21 protein-coding genes, 1 tRNA gene and 3 rRNA genes are annotated in these 21,909 nt (G+C 63.5%); 23 read left to right on the forward strand and 2 right to left on the reverse strand.

The window, feature by feature from the left end:
* The 4 genes from BI343_RS18285 to rrf all read left to right on the forward strand — a co-directional run.
* Positions 1 to 218: ribosomal RNA gene (locus BI343_RS18285) — 16S ribosomal RNA — on the forward strand; the annotation flags it as partial.
* A gap of 181 nt (positions 219 to 399) precedes the next feature.
* Positions 400 to 475, forward strand: a tRNA-Ile gene (locus BI343_RS18290).
* A 409-nt stretch (positions 476 to 884) separates the two neighbouring features.
* Positions 885 to 3,871 (forward strand): 23S ribosomal RNA (locus BI343_RS18300).
* Positions 3,872 to 3,994: 123 nt separating this feature from the next.
* A 5S ribosomal RNA gene (gene rrf / locus BI343_RS18305) occupies positions 3,995 to 4,109 on the forward strand.
* 93 nt (positions 4,110 to 4,202) lie between these two features.
* On the opposite strand, the gene BI343_RS20500 is transcribed toward rrf, so the two are convergent.
* A complete protein-coding gene (locus BI343_RS20500; protein ID WP_244886692.1) occupies positions 4,203 to 4,718 on the reverse strand; it encodes a VOC family protein in 516 nt (171 codons plus the stop codon).
* 65 nt (positions 4,719 to 4,783) lie between these two features.
* On the opposite strand from BI343_RS20500, the gene BI343_RS18315 reads away from it, so the two are divergent.
* Complete coding sequence (locus BI343_RS18315) at positions 4,784 to 5,365, forward strand: hypothetical protein (RefSeq protein WP_071110815.1); 582 nt, start codon at positions 4,784 to 4,786, stop codon at positions 5,363 to 5,365.
* Positions 5,366 to 5,444: 79 nt separating this feature from the next.
* Here the strand turns inward: BI343_RS18315 and BI343_RS18320 are convergent, their stop codons facing one another.
* Positions 5,445 to 5,765 (reverse strand): Mor transcription activator family protein, encoded by a 321-nt coding sequence (locus BI343_RS18320; RefSeq protein WP_071110816.1) that lies wholly within the window; start codon positions 5,763 to 5,765, stop codon positions 5,445 to 5,447.
* 227 nt (positions 5,766 to 5,992) lie between these two features.
* Here BI343_RS18320 and BI343_RS18325 point away from each other — a divergent pair, with 227 nt between their 5' ends.
* The 18 genes from BI343_RS18325 (at position 5,993) to BI343_RS18405 (ending at position 21,905) form a co-directional block, all read left to right on the forward strand.
* A complete protein-coding gene (locus BI343_RS18325) occupies positions 5,993 to 6,451 on the forward strand; it encodes a Gp37 family protein (protein WP_043623288.1) in 459 nt (152 codons plus the stop codon).
* Complete coding sequence (locus BI343_RS18330; protein ID WP_043623291.1) at positions 6,448 to 6,651, forward strand: hypothetical protein; 204 nt, start codon at positions 6,448 to 6,450, stop codon at positions 6,649 to 6,651. Before BI343_RS18325 ends, BI343_RS18330 begins: the two co-directional genes overlap by 4 nt.
* A 2-nt stretch (positions 6,652 to 6,653) precedes the next feature.
* Positions 6,654 to 8,090: a phage tail sheath subtilisin-like domain-containing protein gene (locus tag BI343_RS18335; RefSeq protein WP_071110817.1), complete on the forward strand. Its 1,437-nt coding sequence runs from the start codon at positions 6,654 to 6,656 to the stop codon at positions 8,088 to 8,090.
* Between the two features lie 2 nt (positions 8,091 to 8,092).
* Positions 8,093 to 8,617 (forward strand): phage major tail tube protein, encoded by a 525-nt coding sequence (locus BI343_RS18340; protein ID WP_043623302.1) that lies wholly within the window; start codon positions 8,093 to 8,095, stop codon positions 8,615 to 8,617.
* Between the two features lie 130 nt (positions 8,618 to 8,747).
* Positions 8,748 to 9,011 carry a phage tail assembly protein gene (locus BI343_RS18345; protein ID WP_071110818.1) on the forward strand — a complete coding sequence of 88 codons (264 nt, stop codon included), beginning with the start codon at positions 8,748 to 8,750 and terminating at the stop codon, positions 9,009 to 9,011.
* Positions 9,012 to 9,021: 10 nt separating this feature from the next.
* Positions 9,022 to 9,156: a hypothetical protein gene (locus BI343_RS20650; RefSeq protein ID WP_262983064.1), complete on the forward strand. Its 135-nt coding sequence runs from the start codon at positions 9,022 to 9,024 to the stop codon at positions 9,154 to 9,156.
* Positions 9,157 to 9,240: 84 nt separating this feature from the next.
* Entirely contained in the window at positions 9,241 to 12,543 is a 3,303-nt protein-coding gene (locus BI343_RS18350) for a hypothetical protein (RefSeq protein WP_071110819.1), read from the forward strand.
* Positions 12,544 to 12,573: 30 nt separating this feature from the next.
* On the forward strand, positions 12,574 to 13,488 hold the full coding sequence (locus BI343_RS18355) for a phage tail protein (RefSeq protein ID WP_071110820.1): 915 nt from the start codon (positions 12,574 to 12,576) through the stop codon (positions 13,486 to 13,488).
* 3 nt (positions 13,489 to 13,491) lie between these two features.
* Positions 13,492 to 13,707, forward strand: a complete 216-nt coding sequence (locus BI343_RS18360) for a tail protein X (RefSeq protein WP_083341074.1) — start codon at positions 13,492 to 13,494, stop codon at positions 13,705 to 13,707.
* Complete coding sequence (locus tag BI343_RS18365; RefSeq protein WP_244886693.1) at positions 13,704 to 14,747, forward strand: phage late control D family protein; 1,044 nt, start codon at positions 13,704 to 13,706, stop codon at positions 14,745 to 14,747. The genes BI343_RS18360 and BI343_RS18365 overlap by 4 nt, the downstream gene beginning before the upstream one ends.
* Entirely contained in the window at positions 14,744 to 15,445 is a 702-nt protein-coding gene (locus tag BI343_RS18370; protein WP_071110821.1) for a phage baseplate assembly protein V, read from the forward strand. The genes BI343_RS18365 and BI343_RS18370 overlap by 4 nt, the downstream gene beginning before the upstream one ends.
* Positions 15,446 to 15,487: 42 nt before the next feature.
* The gene (locus tag BI343_RS18375) at positions 15,488 to 17,419 is read left to right on the forward strand and encodes a phage tail protein (RefSeq protein WP_071110822.1); all 1,932 of its coding nucleotides are present in this window, start codon (positions 15,488 to 15,490) and stop codon (positions 17,417 to 17,419) included.
* A gap of 15 nt (positions 17,420 to 17,434) precedes the next feature.
* Positions 17,435 to 18,025 carry a hypothetical protein gene (locus BI343_RS18380; RefSeq protein ID WP_071110823.1) on the forward strand — a complete coding sequence of 197 codons (591 nt, stop codon included), beginning with the start codon at positions 17,435 to 17,437 and terminating at the stop codon, positions 18,023 to 18,025.
* Between the two features lie 85 nt (positions 18,026 to 18,110).
* Entirely contained in the window at positions 18,111 to 18,848 is a 738-nt protein-coding gene (locus BI343_RS18385; RefSeq protein ID WP_071110824.1) for a phage tail protein I, read from the forward strand.
* Positions 18,849 to 18,883: 35 nt separating this feature from the next.
* Positions 18,884 to 19,276, forward strand: a complete 393-nt coding sequence (locus tag BI343_RS18390; RefSeq protein ID WP_071110825.1) for a GPW/gp25 family protein — start codon at positions 18,884 to 18,886, stop codon at positions 19,274 to 19,276.
* 28 nt (positions 19,277 to 19,304) lie between these two features.
* Positions 19,305 to 20,468, forward strand: a complete 1,164-nt coding sequence (locus BI343_RS18395) for a baseplate assembly protein (protein WP_071110826.1) — start codon at positions 19,305 to 19,307, stop codon at positions 20,466 to 20,468.
* The gene (locus tag BI343_RS18400) at positions 20,461 to 21,162 is read left to right on the forward strand and encodes a phage tail protein I (protein WP_071110827.1); all 702 of its coding nucleotides are present in this window, start codon (positions 20,461 to 20,463) and stop codon (positions 21,160 to 21,162) included. Before BI343_RS18395 ends, BI343_RS18400 begins: the two co-directional genes overlap by 8 nt.
* Positions 21,159 to 21,905, forward strand: coding sequence for a phage tail-collar fiber domain-containing protein (locus BI343_RS18405; RefSeq protein ID WP_139165785.1), 747 nt, complete (start codon positions 21,159 to 21,161; stop codon positions 21,903 to 21,905). The genes BI343_RS18400 and BI343_RS18405 overlap by 4 nt, the downstream gene beginning before the upstream one ends.
* Positions 21,906 to 21,909 lie beyond the last annotated feature (4 nt).

Genomic DNA, 21,909 nt, shown 5'->3' on the forward strand with positions numbered 1-21,909 from the left:
CGAGTGCGTGAAGTCGGAATCGCTAGTAATCGCAGATCAGCATGCTGCGGTGAATACGTTCCCGGGTCTTGTACACACCGCCCGTCACACCATGGGAGTGAGTTTCACCAGAAGTGGGTAGGCTAACCGCAAGGAGGCCGCTTACCACGGTGGATTCATGACTGGGGTGAAGTCGTAACAAGTAGCCGTAGGGAACCTGCGGCTGGATCACCTCCTTTCTAGAGAAGGCGATCGTCAAGTACTTACAGCCTATCGGTTATTCAAGTTAAGGGCATTTTCGATGAAAATCTGCGCAGCTCTGCGTTGAAAGCCTCCTCGTGTACTGGATGTACACGTCGTCAGCTTTCGCCTGGATCTGCTTGATTTTGATCGAAAAGGATGTGGTATGAAGCGACTACTGGGTTTGTAGCTCAGCTGGTTAGAGCACTGTGTTGATAACGCAGGGTCGTAGGTTCGAGTCCTACCAGACCCACCAGTATTTTTTGGGTCAGGCAAGGCGCGAGGGAGCGACATGTGCTTATGCACATGAGCGACTGAGCAACGCAGCATCACCCAAAAGAGGGGATTAGCTCAGTTGGGAGAGCACCTGCTTTGCAAGCAGGGGTCGTCGGTTCGATCCCGTCATCCTCCACCACACCGCAAACAAAATCGAATTGAGAAGTTTGATTCTGTTTGCGTTGTAAAACGCCCGATCTTTAACAAACTGAAGAAGCCGAATATATAAGACGGCGAAATGAAAGCGTAGAGTTAACTCTTTACGCGGACAAATCGTCATCTTGGGTATTTGATTGTATCTAAGGCTGCGTCGCCAACTCAAAAGGGGCGGTGCAGTCGTCGCACAAACACACTTGTTGTTTTAGTGATCTAGGTTACTGAAATGATAGGGTCAAGCGACTAAGTGCATCTGGTGGATGCCTTGGCGATCACAGGCGATGAAGGACGTGTAAGCCTGCGAAAAGCGCGGGGGAGCTGGCAATAGAGCTTTGATCCCGCGATATCCGAATGGGGAAACCCGGCCCTTAGGGGTCATCCCAGACTGAATACATAGGTCTGAGGAGGCGAACTCAGCGAACTGAAACATCTAAGTAGCTGAAGGAAAAGAAATCAACCGAGATTCCGTAAGTAGTGGCGAGCGAACGCGGAACAGCCTGTATGTGATAGAGATTGCGTTAGTGGAAGGTTATGGAAAGGACCGCCATAGTGGGTGATAGCCCCGTACACGAAAACGCATTCTTGGTACTAAGCATACGAGAAGTAGGGCGGGACACGCGAAATCCTGTCTGAAGATGGGGGACCATCCTCCAAGGCTAAATACTCGTGATCGACCGATAGTGAACCAGTACCGTGAGGGAAAGGCGAAAAGAACCCCGGGAGGGGAGTGAAATAGAACCTGAAACCGGATGCATACAAACAGTGGGAGCGGACGTGTTCCGTGACTGCGTACCTTTTGTATAATGGGTCAGCGACTTACGTTCAGTAGCGAGCTTAACCGAATAGGGGAGGCGTAGGGAAACCGAGTCCGAATAGGGCGCTTTAGTTGCTGGGCGTAGACCCGAAACCGAGTGATCTATCCATGGCCAGGATGAAGGTGCGGTAACACGCACTGGAGGTCCGAACCCACTAGTGTTGCAAAACTAGGGGATGAGCTGTGGATAGGGGTGAAAGGCTAAACAAACTCGGAGATAGCTGGTTCTCCCCGAAAACTATTTAGGTAGTGCCTCATGTATCACTTCCGGGGGTAAAGCACTGTTATGGCTAGGGGGTCATTGCGATTTACCAAACCATGGCAAACTCTGAATACCGGAAAGTGCGAGCATGGGAGACAGACGGTGGGTGCTAACGTCCATCGTCAAGAGGGAAACAACCCAGACCGCCAGCTAAGGTCCCAAATGATCAGTTAAGTGGTAAACGAAGTGGGAAGGCCTAGACAGCCAGGATGTTGGCTTAGAAGCAGCCATCATTTAAAGAAAGCGTAATAGCTCACTGGTCGAGTCGTCCTGCGCGGAAGATGTAACGGGGCTCAAACTGATAACCGAAGCTGCGGATGCGTCGGCTTCACCTTAGCTTGTTGCAAGCTTGTCATCGCGAAGCGATGACAAAGCCCACCCCAATGGTCGCCAGGCCATGAGGGAAACAAGCAGGCTAAGGGAAGCCGATGCGTGGTAGGGGAGCGTTCTGTAGGTCTGTGAAGGTGTCTCGTAAGGGATGCTGGAGATATCAGAAGTGCGAATGCTGACATGAGTAGCGATAAAGCGGGTGAAAAGCCCGCTCGCCGAAAGCCCAAGGTTTCCTACGCAACGTTCATCGGCGTAGGGTGAGTCGGCCCCTAAGGCGAGGCTGAAAAGCGTAGTCGATGGGAAACGGGTTAAAATTCCCATACTTTTGTGTAGTGCGATGTGGGGACGGAGAAGGTTAGGTCATCAGACTGTTGGAATAGTCTGTTTAAGCCGGTAGGCTGGGGTGGTAGGCAAATCCGCCGCCCCTTAAGGCCGAGACGTGATGACGAGGGTCTACGGACCTGAAGTGACTGATACCACGCTTCCAGGAAAAGCCACTAAGCTTCAGCTACACAAGAACCGTACCGCAAACCGACACAGGTGGGCAGGATGAGAATTCTAAGGCGCTTGAGAGAACTCAGGAGAAGGAACTCGGCAAATTGATACCGTAACTTCGGGAGAAGGTATGCCTCTTAGAGTGTAGGACTTCGCGTTCGAAGCTTTGAGAGGTCGCAGAGAATCGGTGGCTGCGACTGTTTAACAAAAACACAGCACTGTGCCAACACGAAAGTGGACGTATACGGTGTGACGCCTGCCCGGTGCCGGAAGGTTAAGTGATGGGGTGCAAGCTCTTGATCGAAGCCCCGGTAAACGGCGGCCGTAACTATAACGGTCCTAAGGTAGCGAAATTCCTTGTCGGGTAAGTTCCGACCCGCACGAATGGCGTAACGATGGCCACACTGTCTCCTCCTGAGACTCAGCGAAGTTGAAGTGTTTGTGAAGATGCAATCTCCCCGCTGCTAGACGGAAAGACCCCGTGAACCTTTACTGTAGCTTTGCATTGGACTTTGAAGTGGTTTGTGTAGGATAGGTGGGAGGCTAAGAAGCCAGGACGCTAGTTCTGGTGGAGCCGACCTTGAAATACCACCCTGACCCCTTTGAGGTTCTAACCTTGGTCCGTGATCCGGATTGGGGACAGTGCATGGTAGGCAGTTTGACTGGGGCGGTCTCCTCCCAAAGTGTAACGGAGGAGTTCGAAGGTTACCTAGGTACGGTCGGAAATCGTGCTGATAGTGCAATGGCAAAAGGTAGCTTAACTGCGAGACCGACAAGTCGAGCAGGTGCGAAAGCAGGACATAGTGATCCGGTGGTTCTGAATGGAAGGGCCATCGCTCAACGGATAAAAGGTACTCCGGGGATAACAGGCTGATACCGCCCAAGAGTTCACATCGACGGCGGTGTTTGGCACCTCGATGTCGGCTCATCACATCCTGGGGCTGTAGCCGGTCCCAAGGGTATGGCTGTTCGCCATTTAAAGTGGTACGTGAGCTGGGTTCAAAACGTCGTGAGACAGTTTGGTCCCTATCTGCAGTGGGCGTTGGAAGTTTGACGGGGGCTGCTCCTAGTACGAGAGGACCGGAGTGGACGCACCTCTGGTGTACCGGTTGTGACGCCAGTCGCATCGCCGGGTAGCTAAGTGCGGAAGAGATAACCGCTGAAAGCATCTAAGCGGGAAACTTGCCTGAAGATGAGACTTCCCTGGAGGCTTGACCTCCCTGAAGAGTCGTTCGAGACCAGGACGTTGATAGGTCGGGTGTGGAAGCGCTGTGAGGCGTGAAGCTAACCGATACTAATTGCTCGTGAGGCTTGATCCTATCATTTGAGTGGCTTAGCGAGGCTAAGTGACGAGAGTGGATGTGCGAAGAACATCAAATACCGAATATTCAGAATCAGAGAGCGACTCTGGTTCAGGCTTCTTGCAGTTTGTACAGTTTATGTCTGGTGGCCTTAGCGAGGTGGTCCCACGCCTTCCCATCCCGAACAGGATCGTGAAACGCCTTAGCGCCGATGATAGTGTGGCATTCGCCATGTGAAAGTAGGACACCGCCAGACGCCCGATACGACAAAGCCCAGCTCTTCGAGCTGGGCTTTGCGCTTTGCGCGCGCCGAATGCGCGACACCCGCCCCGACAGACACTGTCGGGGCTTAGTTATTTTTATCGTACTGCATCAGTTCGACCGGAGCGCCGTTGACCTCGATGAAGGCGACGGTGAGGCCCGGACTGGGGCTGTTGGGGGCGATCAAGATTTTGTGACCCGCCAGCGCTTGTTCCAGATCATCGACTTCAAATGCGACATGCGGGACTTGTTTGACCAGTTCCGGATAGGGCGCGTCATCCCAGTAGCGCTGCCACTGGATGCCGAAGGCGTTGTCCTGATGGTCGCTGACCGTCATTTTCAGGTGCGGCAGATCGATTTCATTGTCGAAGCGACTGCGGGTCGGTATGCCGATATGGTTGTATTTCATTTTTTGTCCTCGGTGGCGGGCGTAAAAAATCCCCGCTGTTTCGACAGCGGCGAGGGAGAGGAAATCCTGCCTATCGCCGCACAGTCTCTGCGATACGTGCTTGATTTCCTGATAGCCTACTTGAAGCCTGCGCGGCCCAAGCTGGATTGCGAGCGAATCCAAGATCCGCACGCGAACCAGACACCCCAGCTTCATGAGCCGGGGTTTTTTGCGTTTGGACGCGGTATGATGGGATCCCATTCTTAATCAGAGGTCTCGCGATGCGATTCAAAGCCGGAGTTTATGCAGTGCTGTTCAGCGGCATGTTTGTCACGGCAACTTGGGCGCATGCCGATGCGTCGCCCGCGCAGCTGGTCGCGGCAGATGTCGCTGTGCAGCAGCGTGAGACGGGGGGCGAAGTGGCAGCCATCGATCTTGCTCAGCGCGTGGTCATGCTTAAGGGTGACCAGGGTTGGGTGCTGGAGTTTCCCGTTTCGCCTGAGGTGCGCAATCTGGAACAGCTGAAGGTAGGGGACCGGGTTAGGATCCGCTACCGCAGCGCACTGGCGCTGGCCTTGAAGAAGGGCGGCGACAACATACGCAAGGACATTGAAGGCAGTGTGCAGACGCAAACGCCGGAAGGCGGCAAGCCCGGTGTGACTGAGAGCCGTAGGCGCACGGTGGTCAGCAATGTCGTGGCCCTGGATCGGGCCAATGGCGTCGTGACGCTGGAAGGCCCGCATGGCGGACGGATGGATGTGGAGGTGCGCAATCCGCAACTGCTGGATGAGATCGCGGTGAAAGACCAAGTGGTGGCGGTGATTACCGAATCGGCCGCTGTATCGATCGAGCCGGCGCGCTGACCGCTTGTTACTTTCAATCTAGAACGCCCGATGGGAAACCATCGGGCGTTTTGCATGGTTGCGGCCGGCGCGGCCAGTCTTATTGCGCCTTGCGGGCATTCTTCAGAATCTTGTACACCCATTGCACGGAAATGCCGTGCTTCAGCGCCAGTTCGGCATGGTTGCCGCCATTGAATTCCTGCAGGATCAGGCGGTCGCGCTCGGCAGACTTGCTGCTCTTGCCCAGCGGGAAGTAGATGTTCTGGCCGCCCCAGTGCTGCGCCATGCGGCGGGTGATTTCCTGGGCGATCTTTTCCGCCTGGCGGCTCTCGGTGTTGGCCAGCTGCCGCAAGGCCAGGGCGATGTGGTCGGTCAGGTCGGTCAGCAGTTCCGGTCCCTTGCTGCGAAATTGTGCTTGCATGTGCGCTCCCGCTGGCGATGTCATCCAATGCGGCCATTTTTCCATTTCCGCTCTCGTCACGCCTTTTGACCGGTGTCAGCGCCGTGTCAGTGCCGCACTTCCTAAAGCCGGCTACAAGATATCCCACCTCCCATCCGGCATTCTCTGCCTCGTTCGGCAAGCTGCCTCGCTGGCCGGCGATCCGAGCGCGTTTGCGCGCATCCCTTTCCCTGTCCTGGAGTTCCGTTGTGGCAAGCACTTCCCAAATTGTCGACGCGCTATTGGCGCGTTTGCGTGCCGGCGTGCCGCAGTTGACCGTCGAGTACTTCGCCGGCGCCGAGGATGACTATCCGCTGACGCACCCGCAAGGCGCGGCCCTGCTGTGCCTGCGCGGCAGCCAGTTCGGTCCGCTGCGCGACGGCTACGGCCAGCTGCGCACCCTGCAGCTGACGATCACGGTTCTGCTCGGCCAGAGCCGCGCCGGAGAGGCGGATGGCGATGTGCTGGACGCTGTCCGGCAAAGCTGCCTGGGCTTCGCGCCGCCGGATTGCCAGCCGGCGTGGCTGCTGTCCGAAACCTTCCTGGGTTACCGCGATGGGGTGGCGCGCTACGCCATCGCGCTGGCCACCGACACTCTGCAGGTGACGGCGGCGGCCCCGGAATCCCTGCCTGTGCTAACCGCAGTCTCACTCGAGGAGCAACCATGAAGTATCTGTATTCCGGCCCGATCAGCGGCGTCACCCTGGCCGACGGCCAGGAAATCATGCTGTTTCCCGGCAAGGAAGTGGAAATGCCGGAGGACCACAACTACACCCGCACGCTGGTGGCGCTGGGTTATCTGAACCCGCAACCGGTTTCCGTTGCCGGCGTCGCAACGTCTTTCCATACCGCTGAACAAGGAGCGTAAGCATGGCGGCAAACTATCTGCATGGCGTAGAAACCATCGAAGTGGAGCGCGGCCCGCGCCCGGTGCGCACCGTCAAGTCGGCCGTGATCGGCCTGATCGGCACCGCGCCGCAAGCCCCGGCGGGCGGCATCAACGCCCCGGTGCTGAGCCTGTCCGAAAAGGACGCGGCGGCCTTTGGCCCGCAACTGCCGGGCTTCACCATCCCGCAGGCGCTGAGCGCCATCTATGACCACGGCGCCGGCTCGGTGATCGTGATCAACGTGCTGGACCCGTCTGTGCACAAGACCAGCATCGCCGCCGAGGCGGTGACGCTGGATGCGATCAGCGGCGTGGCCGCGCTGCAAAAGCAGGCGGTGGCCAATGTGGTGGTGAAGAGCGCGGACGGCAGCATCACCTATGCGGCGGGCGCCGACTACCAGCTGGACGCGACCTACGGCAAGCTGACCCGCGTGAAGACCGGCGCGATGGCTGTCGGCGCCAGCCTGAAGGTGAGCTACGACTACGCTGACCCGACCAAGGTGACCGCAGCCGACATCATCGGCGGCGTCAACGCGGCCGGCAAGCGCATCGGCATCAAGGTGCTGCAGGACACCTACAACCTGTTCGGCTTCTTCGCCAAGATCCTGATCGCTCCGGGCTTCTGCACCCAGAACACCGTGGCGGCGGAACTGGCGGCGGCGGCGGACCGGCTGGACGCCATCGCCTATGTCGATGCGCCGATCGGCACCGCCTTCGCCGACGCGCTGGCCGGCCGCGGCCCGAACGGTACCATCAACTTCAACACCTCCAGCGACCGCGTGCGCCTGTGCTACCCGTATGTGATGGTGGCCGACGGCAACGGCGGCCTGCGCCTGGATGCGCTGTCGGCCCGCGCCGCCGGCCTGCGCGCCAAAGTGGACAAGGACAAGGGCTTCTGGTGGTCCAGCTCCAACCAGGAACTGGCCGGCGTGGTCGGCGTCGAGCGTCCGTTGTCGGCGATGATCGACGATCCGAACTGCGAAGTGAACCAGCTGAACGCGGCCGGCATCACCACCGTGTTCAACAGCGTCGGCACCGGCTTCCGCCTGTGGGGCAACCGCACCGCCGCCTGGCCCACTGTGTCCAGCATGCGCAACTTCGAGAACGTGCGCCGCACCGGCGACGTGATCAACGAGTCCATCCGCTACTTCAGCCAGCAGTACATCGATATGCCGCTGGACCAGGCCACCATCGATTCCTTGGTGGAGTCGGTGAACGGCTACGGCCGCAAGCTGATCGGCGATGGCGCCCTGCTGGGCTTCAAGGCCTGGTTCGATCCGGCGCGCAACCCGGCCACCGAGCTGTCTTCCGGCCACTTGCTGATCAGCTACAAGTACACCGTGGCCCCGCCGCTGGAACGCCTGACCTTTGAAACCGAGATCACCTCGGAATACCTGCTCAGCCTGAAAGGAGGCAACTAATCATGGCCGGCAAGATTGAAATCAACCGCATCACCAACGCCAACATCTACATCAACGGCAACTCGCTGCTTGGCCGCGCCGAGGAGATCAAGCTGCCGGATGTGGCCGCCATCATGCAGGAGCACAAGGCGCTGGGCATGGTCGGCAAGATCGAGCTGCCGGCCGGCTTCGACAAGCTGGAGGGCGAGATCAAGTGGAACTCGCTGTACAAGGACGTGGCCAAGACCGTCGCCAATCCGTTCCAGGCCGTGCAGCTGCAGGCGCGTTCCAATATCGAGACCTACGGCTCGCAGGGCCGGCTGCAGCAGGTCAGCCTGGTGACCTATCTGACGGTGATGTTCAAGAAGAACCCGATGGGCACCTTCAAGCAGCATGAAAACGCCGATTTCAGCTCCGCCTTCACCGCCACCTATATCAAGCAGGTGATAGGCGGCGAGGACATCCTGGAGCTGGACTACATGGCCAACATCTTCCGCGTGGCCGGCAACGACATGCTGGAACTGTACCGTCAGAACATCGGCGGCTAAGGCTGGCTGGCGCCTCCCGCGGGTTTGCCCTGCGGGAGGTTTTAAAGCCGCTTCCTAAATCGCTTTCGCATACCCCGCATTCCGGAAGCCGGACAATGACGGCATTCCCAACCCGCTTCAAGGAACCATCATGCAAATCAAGCTGCAATACCCGTTCACCAATGCCGCCGGCCAACGCATCGAAGCGCTGGACATCCGCCGCCTGAAGCGCGCCGACCTGAAGGCCGCCAGCCAGCACAGCCAGGATGATGCCGACCAAGAAGACTTCCTGTTCGCCCGCATGACCGGCCTGACGCTGGAAGACATCGACCAACTGGACATCGCCGACAGCCGCGCCCTGGCGGACAGCTTTCGCGACATGGTGGGCGGAGCCGAGCACGCTCAGGGCGTTTGACGAGGCCTTGTTGACGGTGCTGGGGCTGCCGCCGTCGGAAATCGACGCCTTGGCCATGGACGATTACTGGTTCTGGTGCGAAGTGGCCGAACGCGAAGTCCAGCGCCGCGGCGAGCGTCAGCAGCAACTATTGGACGCTATCTGATTCCCCCATCTTTCTGGTCGGTCGCCGTCCGCAAGCCGGACCGGGGCCGGCCGCCCCTTTCTTTCCCCATCACAGGCACACACCATGGTAAGCGAGTTTTTCATCGGTCTTAAGGTGGGCGCGACGCTGTCCGGGGTCTTCGACAACGCTTTCCGCTCCGCCCGCGCTGCGCTGGACGAGCTGCGCAAGTGCAGCCTGCGCCTCAACGATGCGCAGAAGGATCTGGCCGGCAATGTCGAACGGACCCGCCAGGCCTATGCCGGGCTGGATCTGGCCAGGCTGGAGAGCCAGCATCGCCAGTTGGCGTCCACCTTGGGGTGGCTGACCCGCCAGCACGAGGCGTGGCAAGCCAGCTTGCGGCGCGGACAGGCGCTGCAATCCGTCCTGAGTCTGCAGCAGACCCGCCGGATCGAGCTTTTGGCCTCGGTCCGGCTTAGCGCCGTCATCCGCCTGGTGGAAGAGAAGGTGGAACGGCAGCGGCGCGACCAGGACAAGACCCGCCGCGACATGCCGTCGGCCGACTGGCAGCGGCCGGCACAGCGCGGCGGCAAGGGCGGCGAGCGCAAAGGCGGCGACAGCGATGCCGCCGGCGAAGCGCCGCGTTCCCCCTCCCGCTCGTCCCCCGCCTTCTCTTCCCCTCTCGACAAACTGCGTCTGCCTACCCGGCAGGAATTCATCCGCGCCGCCGATTTCGTGCAGAAAGCAGGCACCGTCGCGGCCGACGTCAGCGGCAAAGCACACGCCCTGCTATCTGATGGCCTGGGCCGCAAAATCTTTGACAAGCTGCACGGCAAGCTCAATGCCAAGTTGGGCGGCAAGCTGCCTAGCGTCGAATCGATTCTGAATGGCCTGAAAACCACCGAGTCCGTCGCCAAAGGCATCGCCAAGGGCGGCGAATGGGCCGGCAAGCTGCTGCGCGGCATGGACGACGGCATCGCCGCGTCCGCCAAACCAGGCGCGGCCAACGCCACCGCGAAGCAGAAAAAATCGTCCGCCAAGCCCAGCGGCAAGAGCCGTCCCGGCCAGGCGGTGGCCGAGCTGAAGCGGCAGGAAAGCGAAGCCGACGGCTGGCTGGACAAGGCCATAGGCGCGACCGAGAAGCTGAAGCAAGTCAGCGAGATCAGCGAAAAGCTGACCGGCGGCGCGGCCAAGGCCCTGCGCAGCGACATGGGCCGCAAAGTCTACGAAGCGGCGCGGGCCAAACTCAATCCACTGCTGGGCAAGCGTTTGCCCGACGCCAAGCGCGTCTTGTCGCTGCTGGACAAAGCCGAGGACTACAGCGGCAAGGCGGCGAACCACCTGGGCCGCACCGGCGATGCGCTGAAGGCGTATCGCGACACTCAGGGCAGCACGGCCAAGCGGCTGCTGGCCGCCGGCGCGGCCTTCTTGAAGGGCGACGAAGCGGACGCGGTAGCCGGAGACAAGAAATCTGACACCAAGGTACAAGGCAAAGCCGCCGCCAAGCGCGACAGCGACAAAGCCAAGAAAACATCGTCCGCCAAGCCCGACGGCAAGAGCCGTCCCGGCCAGGTTGTGGCCGAGCTGAAGCGGCAGGAAAGCGAAGCCGACGGCTGGCTGGACAAGGCCATAGGCGCGACCGAGAAGCTGAAGCAAGTCAGCGAGATCAGCAAAAAGCTGACCGGCGGCGCGGCCAAGGCCCTGCGCGCGGACATGGGCCGCAAAGTCTACGAAGCGGCGCGGGCCAAACTCAATCCACTGCTGGGCAAGCGTTTGCCCGACGCCAAGCGCGTCTTGTCTCTGCTGGACAAGGCCGAGGGCTACAGCGGAAAGGCGGCGGACTACCTGGGCCGCACCGGCGATGCGCTGAAAGCGTATCGCGATACCCAGGGCAGCACGGCCAAGCGGCTATTGGCCGCCGGCGCGGCCTTCCTGAAGGGCGACGAGGCGGACGCGGCCGGAGGCAAGAAGGCGGACAAGAAGCGCAGTTCAGCGGCCGGCAAAGCCAAACGCGGCGCGGCGGTAGCCGAGGCTAAGCGGAAGGCGGGCTCAGAATCTGTCAAGACTCAGCCGGGCGAGGCGCTTGCAAAGGCCAGGAGGAAGTCGGCTGCGACCGCCTCTCTGTTGGACAAGGCCATTCACGCCGCCGGCACCCTGAAACGCGGCAGCGAGCTGAGCGAGAAACTGACTGGCGGCGCGGCCAAGGTCTTGCGCACCGAGGCTGGCCGCCAGCGGTATGAGCAGGCGCGCGCCAAGCTCAATCCCTTGCTGGGCAACCGCCTGCCGGATACCGCTCGCGCCCTGGCCTGGCTGGACAAGGCGCAAGGCTACAGCTCGACGGCAGCGGAATACCTGGGCCGCACCGGCTCGGCCCTGAAGCGTTTCCGCCAGACCAAGGGCAGCCTGCCCAAGCGGCTGTTGGCGGCTGGCGTCAGCTTCCTGAAAAACGACCTGGCAGATGAGGACGATGCCAAGCCCAGCAAGCAGTCCGCCCGCAGGACGAGCGGCGGTAAACCGCCGGCCGCGTCGAAGCCGGCTGAGCGCGGCGGCAAGGCAGCGGCCAAGCCGGCAGCCAAAACTGCGGCGAAGCCGCTTGCCCAACGCGGGGCGGCGCTGAAGGAGGCCCGCGTCAGCGAGGGGATCGGCAAGAGCAAAGCGCTGTTGTCCGGAGGCAAGTTGCTCCAGTCCGGCGACGGCGCGCTCAAGTCCATGGGCGGTGCGCGCGGGCTGGCCAAAGGCGCGCTGAAACGGATGGGGGCGCTGGGCGATATCGCCAGCCTGGGCGCGAACCTGGCGGAAATCCGCCAGTCCCGGCTGAGTCCGCAGGCCAAGTCGGCAGCCTATGGCAAGGCGCTGGGGGGCGCGGCGGGTTCGGTGGCCGGCGGCGCGGCGGGCGCGGCGATAGGCAGCGTGCTGGGCCCGGTCGGGGCGTTCATCGGCCAGCAGGCCGGCAGCTGGCTGGGGCGGAAGGGCGGCGAGTGGCTGGGCGAAAAGGCCGGCGCGCTGTTCGCCAAGCATGCGCTGTCGACCAAGCCGGTGGCGGCGCCCAAGCCTGTCGCGCGGCCCCAGTCCATCGTCCCGGCCAAGCCCGCCTCGCTCAAGCCGGCGGCTGCCCTCAAACCGGTTGCGACGAAGCCGGCCGCGCCGCCCATGCCCGTCCGGGACCGCGCCCGCGCGCAGGACAGGCAGGCCCAGCAGCTGCAGCGCATCCAGCAGGCGGCGGCCAGCCCGTCGAAACCGGCCAGACAGGCGCCGGCGGCGGCCATCTTTCATATCACCTTCTCGCCGCAGATCACCATCAGCGGCGGCGCGCAGGGCGTCAAGCAACAGGTGCAGCAGGCGATGCAGCTGTCGTTTGCCGAGTTCGAGCGGCTGATGCGCCGCTACGAGTCCGACCGCCAGCGCCGCAGCTACGCCGCGCGCGGCTGAGGAGCCTAGCCATGAACAAAGGAGCAAACGATGTACGCAGTACTGGGTGACATCGAGTTCGACCTGATCAGCTATTTCGACGGCCTGGAGCAACGCGCCGGCAGCGACTACGCCGAACACGGCCGCATCGGCGGCAAGCCGGTGCTGCAGTTCGTCGGCGACCGGCTGGACGAGATCCGCATCGATCTGGTGCTGCACGCCGCCTACTGCCAGCCGGATGCCGAGCTGCAGCGGCTGCATGCGGCGCGGCAGCAGCATCAGGCGCTGGCGCTGGTGCTGGGCAACGGAGACCACAAGGGCCTGTTCGTGATCACCGACCTGAGCAGCAGCGGCCGGCAGAGCGACAGCCAGGGCAATCTGTTGGCGGTGGAGGCGCAGCTGTCCTTGCGCGAATTCGGCGGCCAGCTGGCCCCGGCGCCGCGGCCCGGCCTGCTGGGCACGGTCAGCGGCTTGCCCCAGGCCAAGCTGTCGCAGACGCTGGCCAGCGCCGGTTTCAAGCCCAATCTGCAAGGGTTGGCGCAGGCGGTGTCGCAGGTCAAGACCGTGGCCGGCCAGGTGCGGACCGTGGTGAACGACGTGCGCGAACTGAAAGACCTGGCGCGGCGCGATCCTTTGTCCGCGTTGGGACGGGTGCCCGGCGTGCTGAGCGACGTGCAGACGGCGCTGCCCGGCTTGTCGCAGGGCGTGGGCCGACTGAAAACCTTCATCCAGCCGTTTTCCCATCTGGCTGACACCATCAAGCCGCTGGTTCCGCAATTTCAAAAGATGGGCCAGCAAGTCGCCGCCATGGCGCGCTCGCTGGAGGGCTGCACCTTGGACAACGTCGCCGACAAGTTGGGACAGGCGGCCGACACCATACGCGACATCGACAACAACTGGCCGGACCGCGATCTGGCGCTGGCGAAGCTGGCCGCGCGGGCGGCGGTGCGCAGCATTCTGGAGTGAATCATGTTTCTCAAGCATACCTGCAAGGAAGGCGATCGCTGGGACCACATCGCCTGGCAGTACTACGGCGACGTGGGGCAGATGGTGATGCTGATCGCCGCCAACCCGCAGGCGCCGATCAGCGAGACGCTGCCGGCCGGCCTGCAACTGGCCATCCCGCTGCTGGAGGCGCAAGACAGCGCCGCCGTCGACCAGCTGCCGCCCTGGAGGCGGCCATGATGGACAGCCGCATACAGGACGTAGCGACGCCGGTATTCGAGCTGGCTTACAACGGCCAGTCCATCACCGCCGACATCGCCCGCTACGCGCTGAACATCAGCTACATCGACCACCTGAGCGGCGAATCGGACGAGCTGGAAGTGGAGCTGGAAGACAGCGATGGCCGCTGGCTGAACGGCTGGTATCCGGACAAGGGGGCCACGCTGGATTTCAAGCTGGGCTACCGCGGCGCGGCGCTGGCGGCGCTGGGCAGTTTCGACATCGACGAGGTGGAATACAGCGCGCCGCCGTCCGTGGTCCGCATCCGCGCGCTGGCCACCGGGGTGCAGCATCCGCTGCGCACTCGCCAGGGCCAGGCCTACGACAAGCTCACGCTGCAGGACCTGGCGCAGCGCATCGCCCGCCGCAACGGCATGACGCTGCAGGGCAAGATCGACGGCGTGGACATCGACCAGCTCACCCAATACCACGAAACCGATCTGGCTTTCCTGCAGCGGATGGCCAGCCACTACGGTTACATCTGCAAGGTGATCGACAACAACCGCAAGCTGGTGTTCTGGAAGCGCGGCGACCTGATCGATTCCGCCAGCGTGAAGCGCTTCACCCCGGCCGACCTGATCAGCTGGCGCGCGCGCGATCAGTTGTCGCAAGTGCCCAGCGCGGTGGAGGTGAGCTACCACGATCCGAACAAGCGCGCGCTGCAGACGGCGCGGGCCGCGGCGGACGCGCCCGCGCCCGGAGGCAAGGCCAGCAGCGCCGATGTGGTGAAGCTGACGCGCAAGTCCGGCGGCAAGCTGCAGGCCGAGCTGCAGGCCAAGGCGGAGATGGAGAAGCGCCAGCTGGCGCGCACCTCCATGTTCATCACCGTGGACGGCGCGCCGCAGCTGGCCGCCGGCCGCAATGTGGACCTGGCTGGCTTCGGCAAGCTGTCCGGCCGCTATTTGATCGAGCAAGCTCGTCACCGGCTGTCGCGGCAGGAGGGCTATTTGTGTGAACTGGAACTGAAGCGGGCGGCACCCGCTGACAAGGGGGCGGCATGAACGACGTATCGTTGCCCGACGCGCTGGCGACATTGAAGTTCGGCAGCGTGGCGGAGCAAGACCCGGACACTCATCGGGTGCGGGTGCGGCTGCCGGAACTGGGCCAGCTGCTGACCGTCTGGCTGCCGGTGTTGAGCCGCAAGAGCCTGAAAGACAAGGACTACTGGCTGCCGGATATCGGCGAGCAGGTGGCGGTGCTGCTGGACGCGCGCGGCGAGGACGGCGTGGTGCTGGGGGCCATCTATTCCGAGCAGGACGCGGTGCCGGTGAAAAGCGCCGACAAATGGCAGCGCCGCTTCAGCGACGGCGCGGTGCTGGAGTATGACCGCAAGGACAGCCAGCTGACGGTCAGCGGGGCGGTGAAGCATGTGCTGGTGCAAACCCAGGCCGACATCACGCTGAAGACCCAGAACACGCTGACCGGCGACGCTGGCGACGCCGTGCTGATCAAGGGCGGCAACACCATCACGCTGCAGGCCGGCGGCAAGGTCAGCATCAACGCGCCGGCCACCGAGATCAGCGGCACGCTGACCGTGAAGGGCGCGATCACCGGCCAGGGCGGCATGGCGGTGTCCGGCGGCGGCGGGGCCACGGTGAGCGGCAGCGTCAGCGTCAGCGGCGATGTGATCGCCAGCGGCAAGAGCCTGGTGGGTCACAACCACATGGGCGCGCACGGCCCGACCAGCCCGCCGCTGTAAGCCGGAGCGGCATTGATTCCTTTCCTTCTCAATGGAAACCCTATGAGCAACGACTTTTTCACTCTCCTCACCGCCGTCGGCAAGAACAAGCTGGCGGCAGCCTCCACCGGCGGCGCGCCGCTCAAGCTTACCCATATGGCGGTGGGCGACGGCGACAACGGCGGCTACTACACCCCCAGCGAAGCGCAAGCCGCGTTGAAGCATGAAGTGTGGCGCGCGCCGCTGAACAATCTGTCCACCGATGCGCAGAATCCCAACTGGATCATCGCCGAGCTGGTGATCCCGGACGAGGTGGGCGGCTTCACCATCCGCGAAGTGGGCGTGTTCGACGCCGCCGGCGCGCTGATCGCCGTCGGCAAATTTCCGGAAAGCTACAAGCCGGTGCTGGCCGACGGCGCCAACAAGCAGCTGTACGTGCGGCTGATCATGGAGGTATCCAACGCCGCGGCGGTGACGCTGCAGGTGGACCCCAGCGTGGTCCTCGCCACCCGCGCCACGGTAGACCAGCGCATCGCCGAGGAACTGGCCAAGCTGGACGGCAAGCCATCCGTGCGCGCCGCCACCACGGCCGCCATCGCGCTGGCCGGCCTGCAAACCGTGGACGGCGTGGCGCTGCAGCTGGGCGACCGGGTGCTGGTCAAGAACCAGGCCGCCGGCGCCGACAACGGCATCTACCTGGCCGGCGCGGGCAGCTGGGCGCGCGCCGCCGACGCCAACATCAGCCTGGAAGTGACGCCGGGCTTGTTCGTCGCGGTGGAGCAGGGGACGGTCAACGGCGGGGCGATTTGGCAGCTGTTGGACGCCGGCGCGCCGGTGGTATTGGGAGCGACGGCGCTGGCGTTCGAGCGAGTGTCCGGCCGCACCGGCGTGTCGGCCGGCAGCTACAACCGGGTAACGGTGGGGCCGCGCGGCGAGGTGCTGGGCGGCTCGCAACTGGTGGCCTTCGACCCGGCGCAGACTTTTCCGGTGCAGGCGTATCGGCGCAATGTGTTGATCAACGGTGGGTTTGACGTTTGGCAGCGCGGGGTGAGCCAGACGACAACCGGATACGGTTCCGCAGATCGCTGGCTGATGGATCTGGGTAGTGGCTTGTCTGGGGTGACGATGGCAAAGATGGATGCCAGCGTAGCGGATACCGAGGCGCTTGGCGGAGCGACTTCTTTCCTGCGTTTAGCCTTGACCAAGGCCCCCTCATCCAAGGTCCGGGAGTACTGCCAGATCAACCAGCGCGTAGAGAATTTGCGTCGCTTTTCCGGCAAGCAGCTGACGCTGAGCTTCTGGGCTAGGGCCGATAAGCCTTGCTCCATCCTGGCTTATGTCGAGCAGTGGTTCAGCGCGCCTTATGTCGAGGCGCTCAAAAACCGGGCGTTGAATAGCGCCGCGGCAAATCTGAGCAGTGCCTGGCAACGTTTCAGTTTCACATTCACCTCGCCCAGTTTGCAGGGGCGTGCCATCGGTAGCCAAGGCGATGATTGCCTGAGCGTGTTTATCGGTCTTTCGTATAGCGATGCGCTTCCTGAGTTGAATGCCATTGCCACCGCGCAAACCGGCGTGTTCGACATCGCCCAGGTGCAGTTGGAGGAAGGGCCGGTCGCGACGCAGTATGAGCGCCGCTCGCCGGGAGAGGAGCTGGCACTGTGTCAACGTTATTTCGAGACTGGAAGTGCGGTGGCTCGGTATGTCGGAGTAAATGACAATATGGGGTGGGTGACTTTCCATCAGACCAAAAGGGCAAAACCGGCCATCACATTCTTCAACCCTTTCACAAGCAAGGCTGGAGAAGCACAAACCTACAACGCATCTCTCTGGCCCAATATAGCCTCTGGGCCCGGCTTGACGGTTGGTTGTGCCTACAACTATGCGCCTGGGGATAATTGGACCGATGGTTTTACTTGGGGAAACATTGCGTACGTACCTCCACAGGCTGATGATGCCATTTTGCAAGCACGCTGGACCGCCGACGCCGAACTGTAAACGGAGAACACGACCATGTATCGATTGACCGATCAAGCGGACGTGATTGTCCGCATCGCCGACGGCGCGCACATTCCGCGCGGGCACCGCTTCTGGGATGAGTACGAAGCCTGGCTGGCCCAGGGCAACGCGCCGCAGCCCAAAGAAAGCTTGGACGAATTGCAGCAGCGGCTGCTGTTCAGCCTGGACGCCTCCGCCGACGCCGCCAGCCAGACTTACGCCGGCAACGAGCTGCGCGCCCTGGAGTACCAACGCGCCGCCGCGGAGGCCCAGGCGTACCAGGACGCCGGCTACAAGGGCAACGTGCCGGCCAGTGTGCAGGCCTGGGCCGACGCTAAGGGCTTAAGCGGCAAGGACGCGGCCGATGGCATCCTGGCCAAGGCCATGGCGGCGGAACAGGCTCTGGCGGCCATCCGCGCCATCCGGCTGAAAGCCAAGGAGGCGGTGCGCAACGCGACGAGTCTGGATGCAGTCCAGACCGCGGCAGACAGCGCGCTGGCCGCTTTGCAGGCGCTGGCGGCGGGCGCTCCTGCTGGCGCCATCCCCGCTGAAGCTGCGGCCAAAACCAGCCTGTGGCGCTCACCGCTGAAGCTGTTCTCTCGCTGATCCACAGGGCGCGCATCGCGCCTTTCCTCCCTCGCCGGCGTGAGCCGCCGCTTTATGGCCAGGCCGGCGCTTGCAGAGTCCTCCCATGACCGACACCACCCCCAACATCCTGGCGGGCGACGGCCGGCTGTCGCCGCTGGCCGAGCTGAGCCGGCGCTTCCAGCAGATCGCGCTGCCGCCGTTTCTGGTTTACCTGATAGACAGCGTGCAGGCCGAGTGGCTGCCGGCGCTGGCTGAGCAGCTGCACGTGGCCGGCGACGAGGGCTGGTTGCTGGTGCGAACCGAGTCGCAACGGCGCGAGCTGATCAAGCAGGCCATCGCCTTGCATCGCAGCAAGGGCACGCGCTGGGCCTTGCGCCAGGTGCTGGCCACGCTGGGCGTGAACGGCAGGATCAGCGAATGGTTCGAGTACCAGGGCGAGCCATACCGCTTCCGCATCGACCTCGATCTGTCTGCCAACGGGTTGGCCGAGCCGACCTACCACGCGCTGCGGCGCATGCTGGGGCAGTACGGCAACGCCCGCTCGCAGCTGGAGGGCCTGAGCCTGCGCTTCTCCCGCCACGAGCCGCTGCCGGTGCTGGCCTCCACCGCCGCGGGCGGCGAGCTGGCCACGGTCTATCCCTACCGCGAGCGGCAGCTGAGCCAGCGGAGTGCCTGCCATCCGGCGACGGCGGCGGGGGCGATGGAACGGGCGACGGTCTATCCATTTCGCCAGACCGCGCTGAGTGGCCAGATCCCCTTGCGCTGGGCCGCCGGCCAGCTATGCCGCGAAACCGTCACCGTGCAGCCGCGCGGCTTCAATTCCTTTTCTAACGCCCTTTAAAAGCCTCCGCCGCGGCGGTTTGGCACCATGACGCCATGACACAGCTAACCGACATCTCATCCCTGCACTGGCAGCCGGCGCTTCAGCCCCGCGGCCAGACGCTCGCCGCCGACGCGCCGGACATTGTGGAGAACCTGGACGACATCCATCAGGCGCTGCGCATCATCCTGGGCACGCCCAAGGGCAGCGATCCGCTGCGGCCGGAGTTTGGCAGCGACCTGTTCCGCTACCTGGACTACCCGGCCGACCGCGCCCGGCCGCATGTGGTGCGCGAGGCGGTGGCGGCGATCAGCCATCCGCTGTACGGCGAGCCGCGCATCCAGCTGCAGCGGGTGCTGTTCAGCATCGATACCGACGGCAGCGCCCATCTGACCGCGCAGTGGAAGCTGGCCGACGGCGTGATCCGCGAGACCGAACTGCGGCTGTGACGGCCGGCCCCTACCAAGGATAACAACCATGACCCAGAGCACGACCGATCTTCCCAAGTTTATCGACGACGATCCGCAGCAGATCGTCAGCGAACTGATCACCGCCTACCAGAACAAGTCCGGCAAGACCGTGTATCCGGGCCAGGTGGAACGGCTGCTGATCGACCTGATCGCCTACCGCGAGAGCGTGACCCGCGCCGCTTTCAACGATGCCGGCCGGCAAAACCTGGTGGCCTTCGCTCGCGCGCCGATGCTGGATTATCTGGGCGAGCTGGTGGGGGTGGCCCGGCTGCCGGCGCAGCCGGCGCGCTGCAAAGTGCAGTTCAGCTTCATGCCGGATCGCAAACAGCAGGTGATCATTCCGGCGCAAACGCAGGTGGCGGGCCGTAGCGACTTCCGCTTCCAGACCGTGGCGCAGCAGGTGGTGGCGCCGGAGGCGTCCAGCGTGGTGCTGGACGTGGTGGCGCAGCTGCCGGGCCAGGCCGGCAACGGCTATCAGCCGGGTGAGATCAGCCAGCTGGTGGATGACCTGGGCGTGAAAGTGACGGTGGCCAATGTGGACGTCAGCGCCGGCGGCGCCGACGCCGAGGACGACGAGCGGCTGCGGCAGCGCATCCGGCTGGCGCCGGAATCGTTCAGCGTGGCCGGCAGCGCCGCCGCCTATCGCCACCACGCCCTGCGCGCCAATCAAAGCATCGTCGATGTCGCGGTGGTCAGCGCCAGCTCGCAATCGGCTGGCGTGCCGCCGGCCGATCAGGTGCCGCCGGGCGAGGTGCGGCTGTATCCGCTGGTGGCGGATGGCCTGCCCAGCGACGCCATCTTGAAGGCGGTGAACGATACCTGCAGCGCGGACCGCGTGCGCCCCTTGACCGACAAGGTAAGCGTGTTGAAGCCGGTGGAGTTCTCCTACCAGGTGGTGGCCATGCTCAAGCTGTATCCGGGCGTGGACGCGCAGCAGACCAAGCAACGGGCCAAGGACGCGCTGCTGGCGTATCAAAAGCAACAACAGGCCCAGCTGGGGCAGGACATCGTGCCGTCGCAGCTGATCGCCGTGCTGTCGGTGCCGGGCGTTTACCAGGTGGACCTGCGGCAGCCGACGGCCATCCAGCAGGTGCCGGCTCACGGCTGGGCGCACTGCGTCAACGGCGCGGACGGCATCAGCGTGGATCAGAAGGAGCAGGCCAATGGCTGACGCCGCCCTGGTCTCCAACGTGCTGGCCGGCGACGCGCGCTTTGCCGCGCTGGCCGAGCTGACCCGTCGTCTGGGCATGCCGCGCGCCGACGCCGATCCGGCCATGCAGGGCCGCTTCGACGCCGCCGAGCTGCTGGTGTACCTGGTGGACAGCGTCAAAGAGGAGCTGTTGCCGCAGCTGGCGCAGCAGTTTCACCTTGGCAACGACGAAGGGTGGCTGCTGGCCCGCAACCCGCGGCAGCGCCGCGAGCTGATCAAGCGCGCCATTGAGCTGCACCGTTACAAGGGCACGCGCTGGGCGATGAGTGAAGTATTCCGGGTGCTGGGAGTGCAGGTGGAACTGACCGAGTGGTGGCAGAAGAAGCCCACCGCCCAGGCCCACACCTTCGACCTCACTGCCTGGGTCAACGACAACCTGATGCCGGGCGAACCGGTGCTGAACGCCGAGCTGTACCGCCGCCTGCGGCGCATGGTGGATCTGACGAAGCCGGCGCGCAGCGCTTACCGCTTCCGTCTGGGCGCCGCGTTCGACCAACCGTTGCGACTGGCCAGCGCTTTGCAGGGCCGGGCGCTGCGGCGGGTGGAAGCCGCCTGCGAGCCGCCGCCGGCTAAACCGCTTTTCGCAACGCTGCGCCTGGCCGGGGCCATCCAGCCGCTGGCCGTGGTGCGCGCCAATATGGAGGTAAACCGATGAGCAGCACCCCGCTGATCCCCATCATTCTGGATAGCGGCCTAAAGGCCATCCAACTGGCCAGCCAGGACGGCGTCCAGCTGCGGATCACCCACGTCGCCCTTGGCGACGCCGGCTACGCGCCCAGCGCCGGCCAGACCATGCTCAAGCGCGAGCGCGCCCGCTACCCGATCGCCGACGGCAGGAGCGAAGGCCCGCGCCAGCTGCACCTGACCGCGCTGGCCGACGACGACAAGGAGTTCTGGATACGCGAGGTGGCCTTCATTCTGGAAGGCGGCCAGCCGCTGGCCATCTGGTCCCATCGCACCCAGGCCCTGGCTTACAAGCAGGCCGGCATGCAGCTGCTGCTGGCCTACGACCTGGCGCTGTCCGGCGTGCCGGCCGACTGCGTGACCGTGCAGTCCACCGGGGCGGGTCTGAATCTGAGCTTGGCGGGCGAGCTGGCGGCCTTGGCCAGCGCGCAGATCGACGAAGCCGGCCGCGGCGTGGCGCGGGACGATCAGCTGCAAGCGCAGGACCGGCAACAGCAAGTGTTCAACCGCCAGTTGGATCTGCTGCAACAGCAGCTGTCCCGGATGGAGGCCCAGCAACAGGCCGCGCGCCTGGAGTGGCAGGAATGGATGGCGGCTGTCGCCGCCGCGCAGATCGACGAATCCAGGCGCGGAGTGGCCCGTGACGACTGGCTGCGCAGCCAGGAGCAGACCCAGGCCATCTTGCAGCGCAAGCTGGCGCTGCAGGCAGGCTGAATAC

Source organism: Chromobacterium amazonense, assembly GCF_001855565.1.
In the GTDB taxonomy this organism is placed as follows: domain Bacteria; phylum Pseudomonadota; class Gammaproteobacteria; order Burkholderiales; family Chromobacteriaceae; genus Chromobacterium; species Chromobacterium amazonense.

Excerpts from the sequence above, each read along its gene's own strand:
- BI343_RS18335 (WP_071110817.1), top strand. The coding sequence starts at position 6,654 with ATGGCGGCAAACTATCTGCATGGCGTAGAAACCATCGAAGTGGAGCGC.
- BI343_RS18350 (WP_071110819.1), top strand. The coding sequence starts at position 9,241 with ATGGTAAGCGAGTTTTTCATCGGTCTTAAGGTGGGCGCGACGCTGTCC.
- BI343_RS18345 (WP_071110818.1), top strand. The coding sequence starts at position 8,748 with ATGCAAATCAAGCTGCAATACCCGTTCACCAATGCCGCCGGCCAACGC.
- BI343_RS18320 (WP_071110816.1), bottom strand. The coding sequence starts at position 5,765 with ATGCAAGCACAATTTCGCAGCAAGGGACCGGAACTGCTGACCGACCTG.
- BI343_RS18330 (WP_043623291.1), top strand. The coding sequence starts at position 6,448 with ATGAAGTATCTGTATTCCGGCCCGATCAGCGGCGTCACCCTGGCCGAC.
- BI343_RS18360 (WP_083341074.1), top strand. The coding sequence starts at position 13,492 with ATGTTTCTCAAGCATACCTGCAAGGAAGGCGATCGCTGGGACCACATC.
- BI343_RS18395 (WP_071110826.1), top strand. The coding sequence starts at position 19,305 with ATGACCCAGAGCACGACCGATCTTCCCAAGTTTATCGACGACGATCCG.
- BI343_RS18370 (WP_071110821.1), top strand. The coding sequence starts at position 14,744 with ATGAACGACGTATCGTTGCCCGACGCGCTGGCGACATTGAAGTTCGGC.
- BI343_RS18375 (WP_071110822.1), top strand. The coding sequence starts at position 15,488 with ATGAGCAACGACTTTTTCACTCTCCTCACCGCCGTCGGCAAGAACAAG.
- BI343_RS20500 (WP_244886692.1), bottom strand. The coding sequence starts at position 4,718 with ATGAAGCTGGGGTGTCTGGTTCGCGTGCGGATCTTGGATTCGCTCGCA.
- BI343_RS18365 (WP_244886693.1), top strand. The coding sequence starts at position 13,704 with ATGATGGACAGCCGCATACAGGACGTAGCGACGCCGGTATTCGAGCTG.
- BI343_RS18385 (WP_071110824.1), top strand. The coding sequence starts at position 18,111 with ATGACCGACACCACCCCCAACATCCTGGCGGGCGACGGCCGGCTGTCG.
- BI343_RS18405 (WP_139165785.1), top strand. The coding sequence starts at position 21,159 with ATGAGCAGCACCCCGCTGATCCCCATCATTCTGGATAGCGGCCTAAAG.
- BI343_RS18315 (WP_071110815.1), top strand. The coding sequence starts at position 4,784 with ATGCGATTCAAAGCCGGAGTTTATGCAGTGCTGTTCAGCGGCATGTTT.
- BI343_RS18340 (WP_043623302.1), top strand. The coding sequence starts at position 8,093 with ATGGCCGGCAAGATTGAAATCAACCGCATCACCAACGCCAACATCTAC.
- BI343_RS18390 (WP_071110825.1), top strand. The coding sequence starts at position 18,884 with ATGACACAGCTAACCGACATCTCATCCCTGCACTGGCAGCCGGCGCTT.
- BI343_RS18400 (WP_071110827.1), top strand. The coding sequence starts at position 20,461 with ATGGCTGACGCCGCCCTGGTCTCCAACGTGCTGGCCGGCGACGCGCGC.
- BI343_RS18380 (WP_071110823.1), top strand. The coding sequence starts at position 17,435 with ATGTATCGATTGACCGATCAAGCGGACGTGATTGTCCGCATCGCCGAC.
- BI343_RS18355 (WP_071110820.1), top strand. The coding sequence starts at position 12,574 with ATGTACGCAGTACTGGGTGACATCGAGTTCGACCTGATCAGCTATTTC.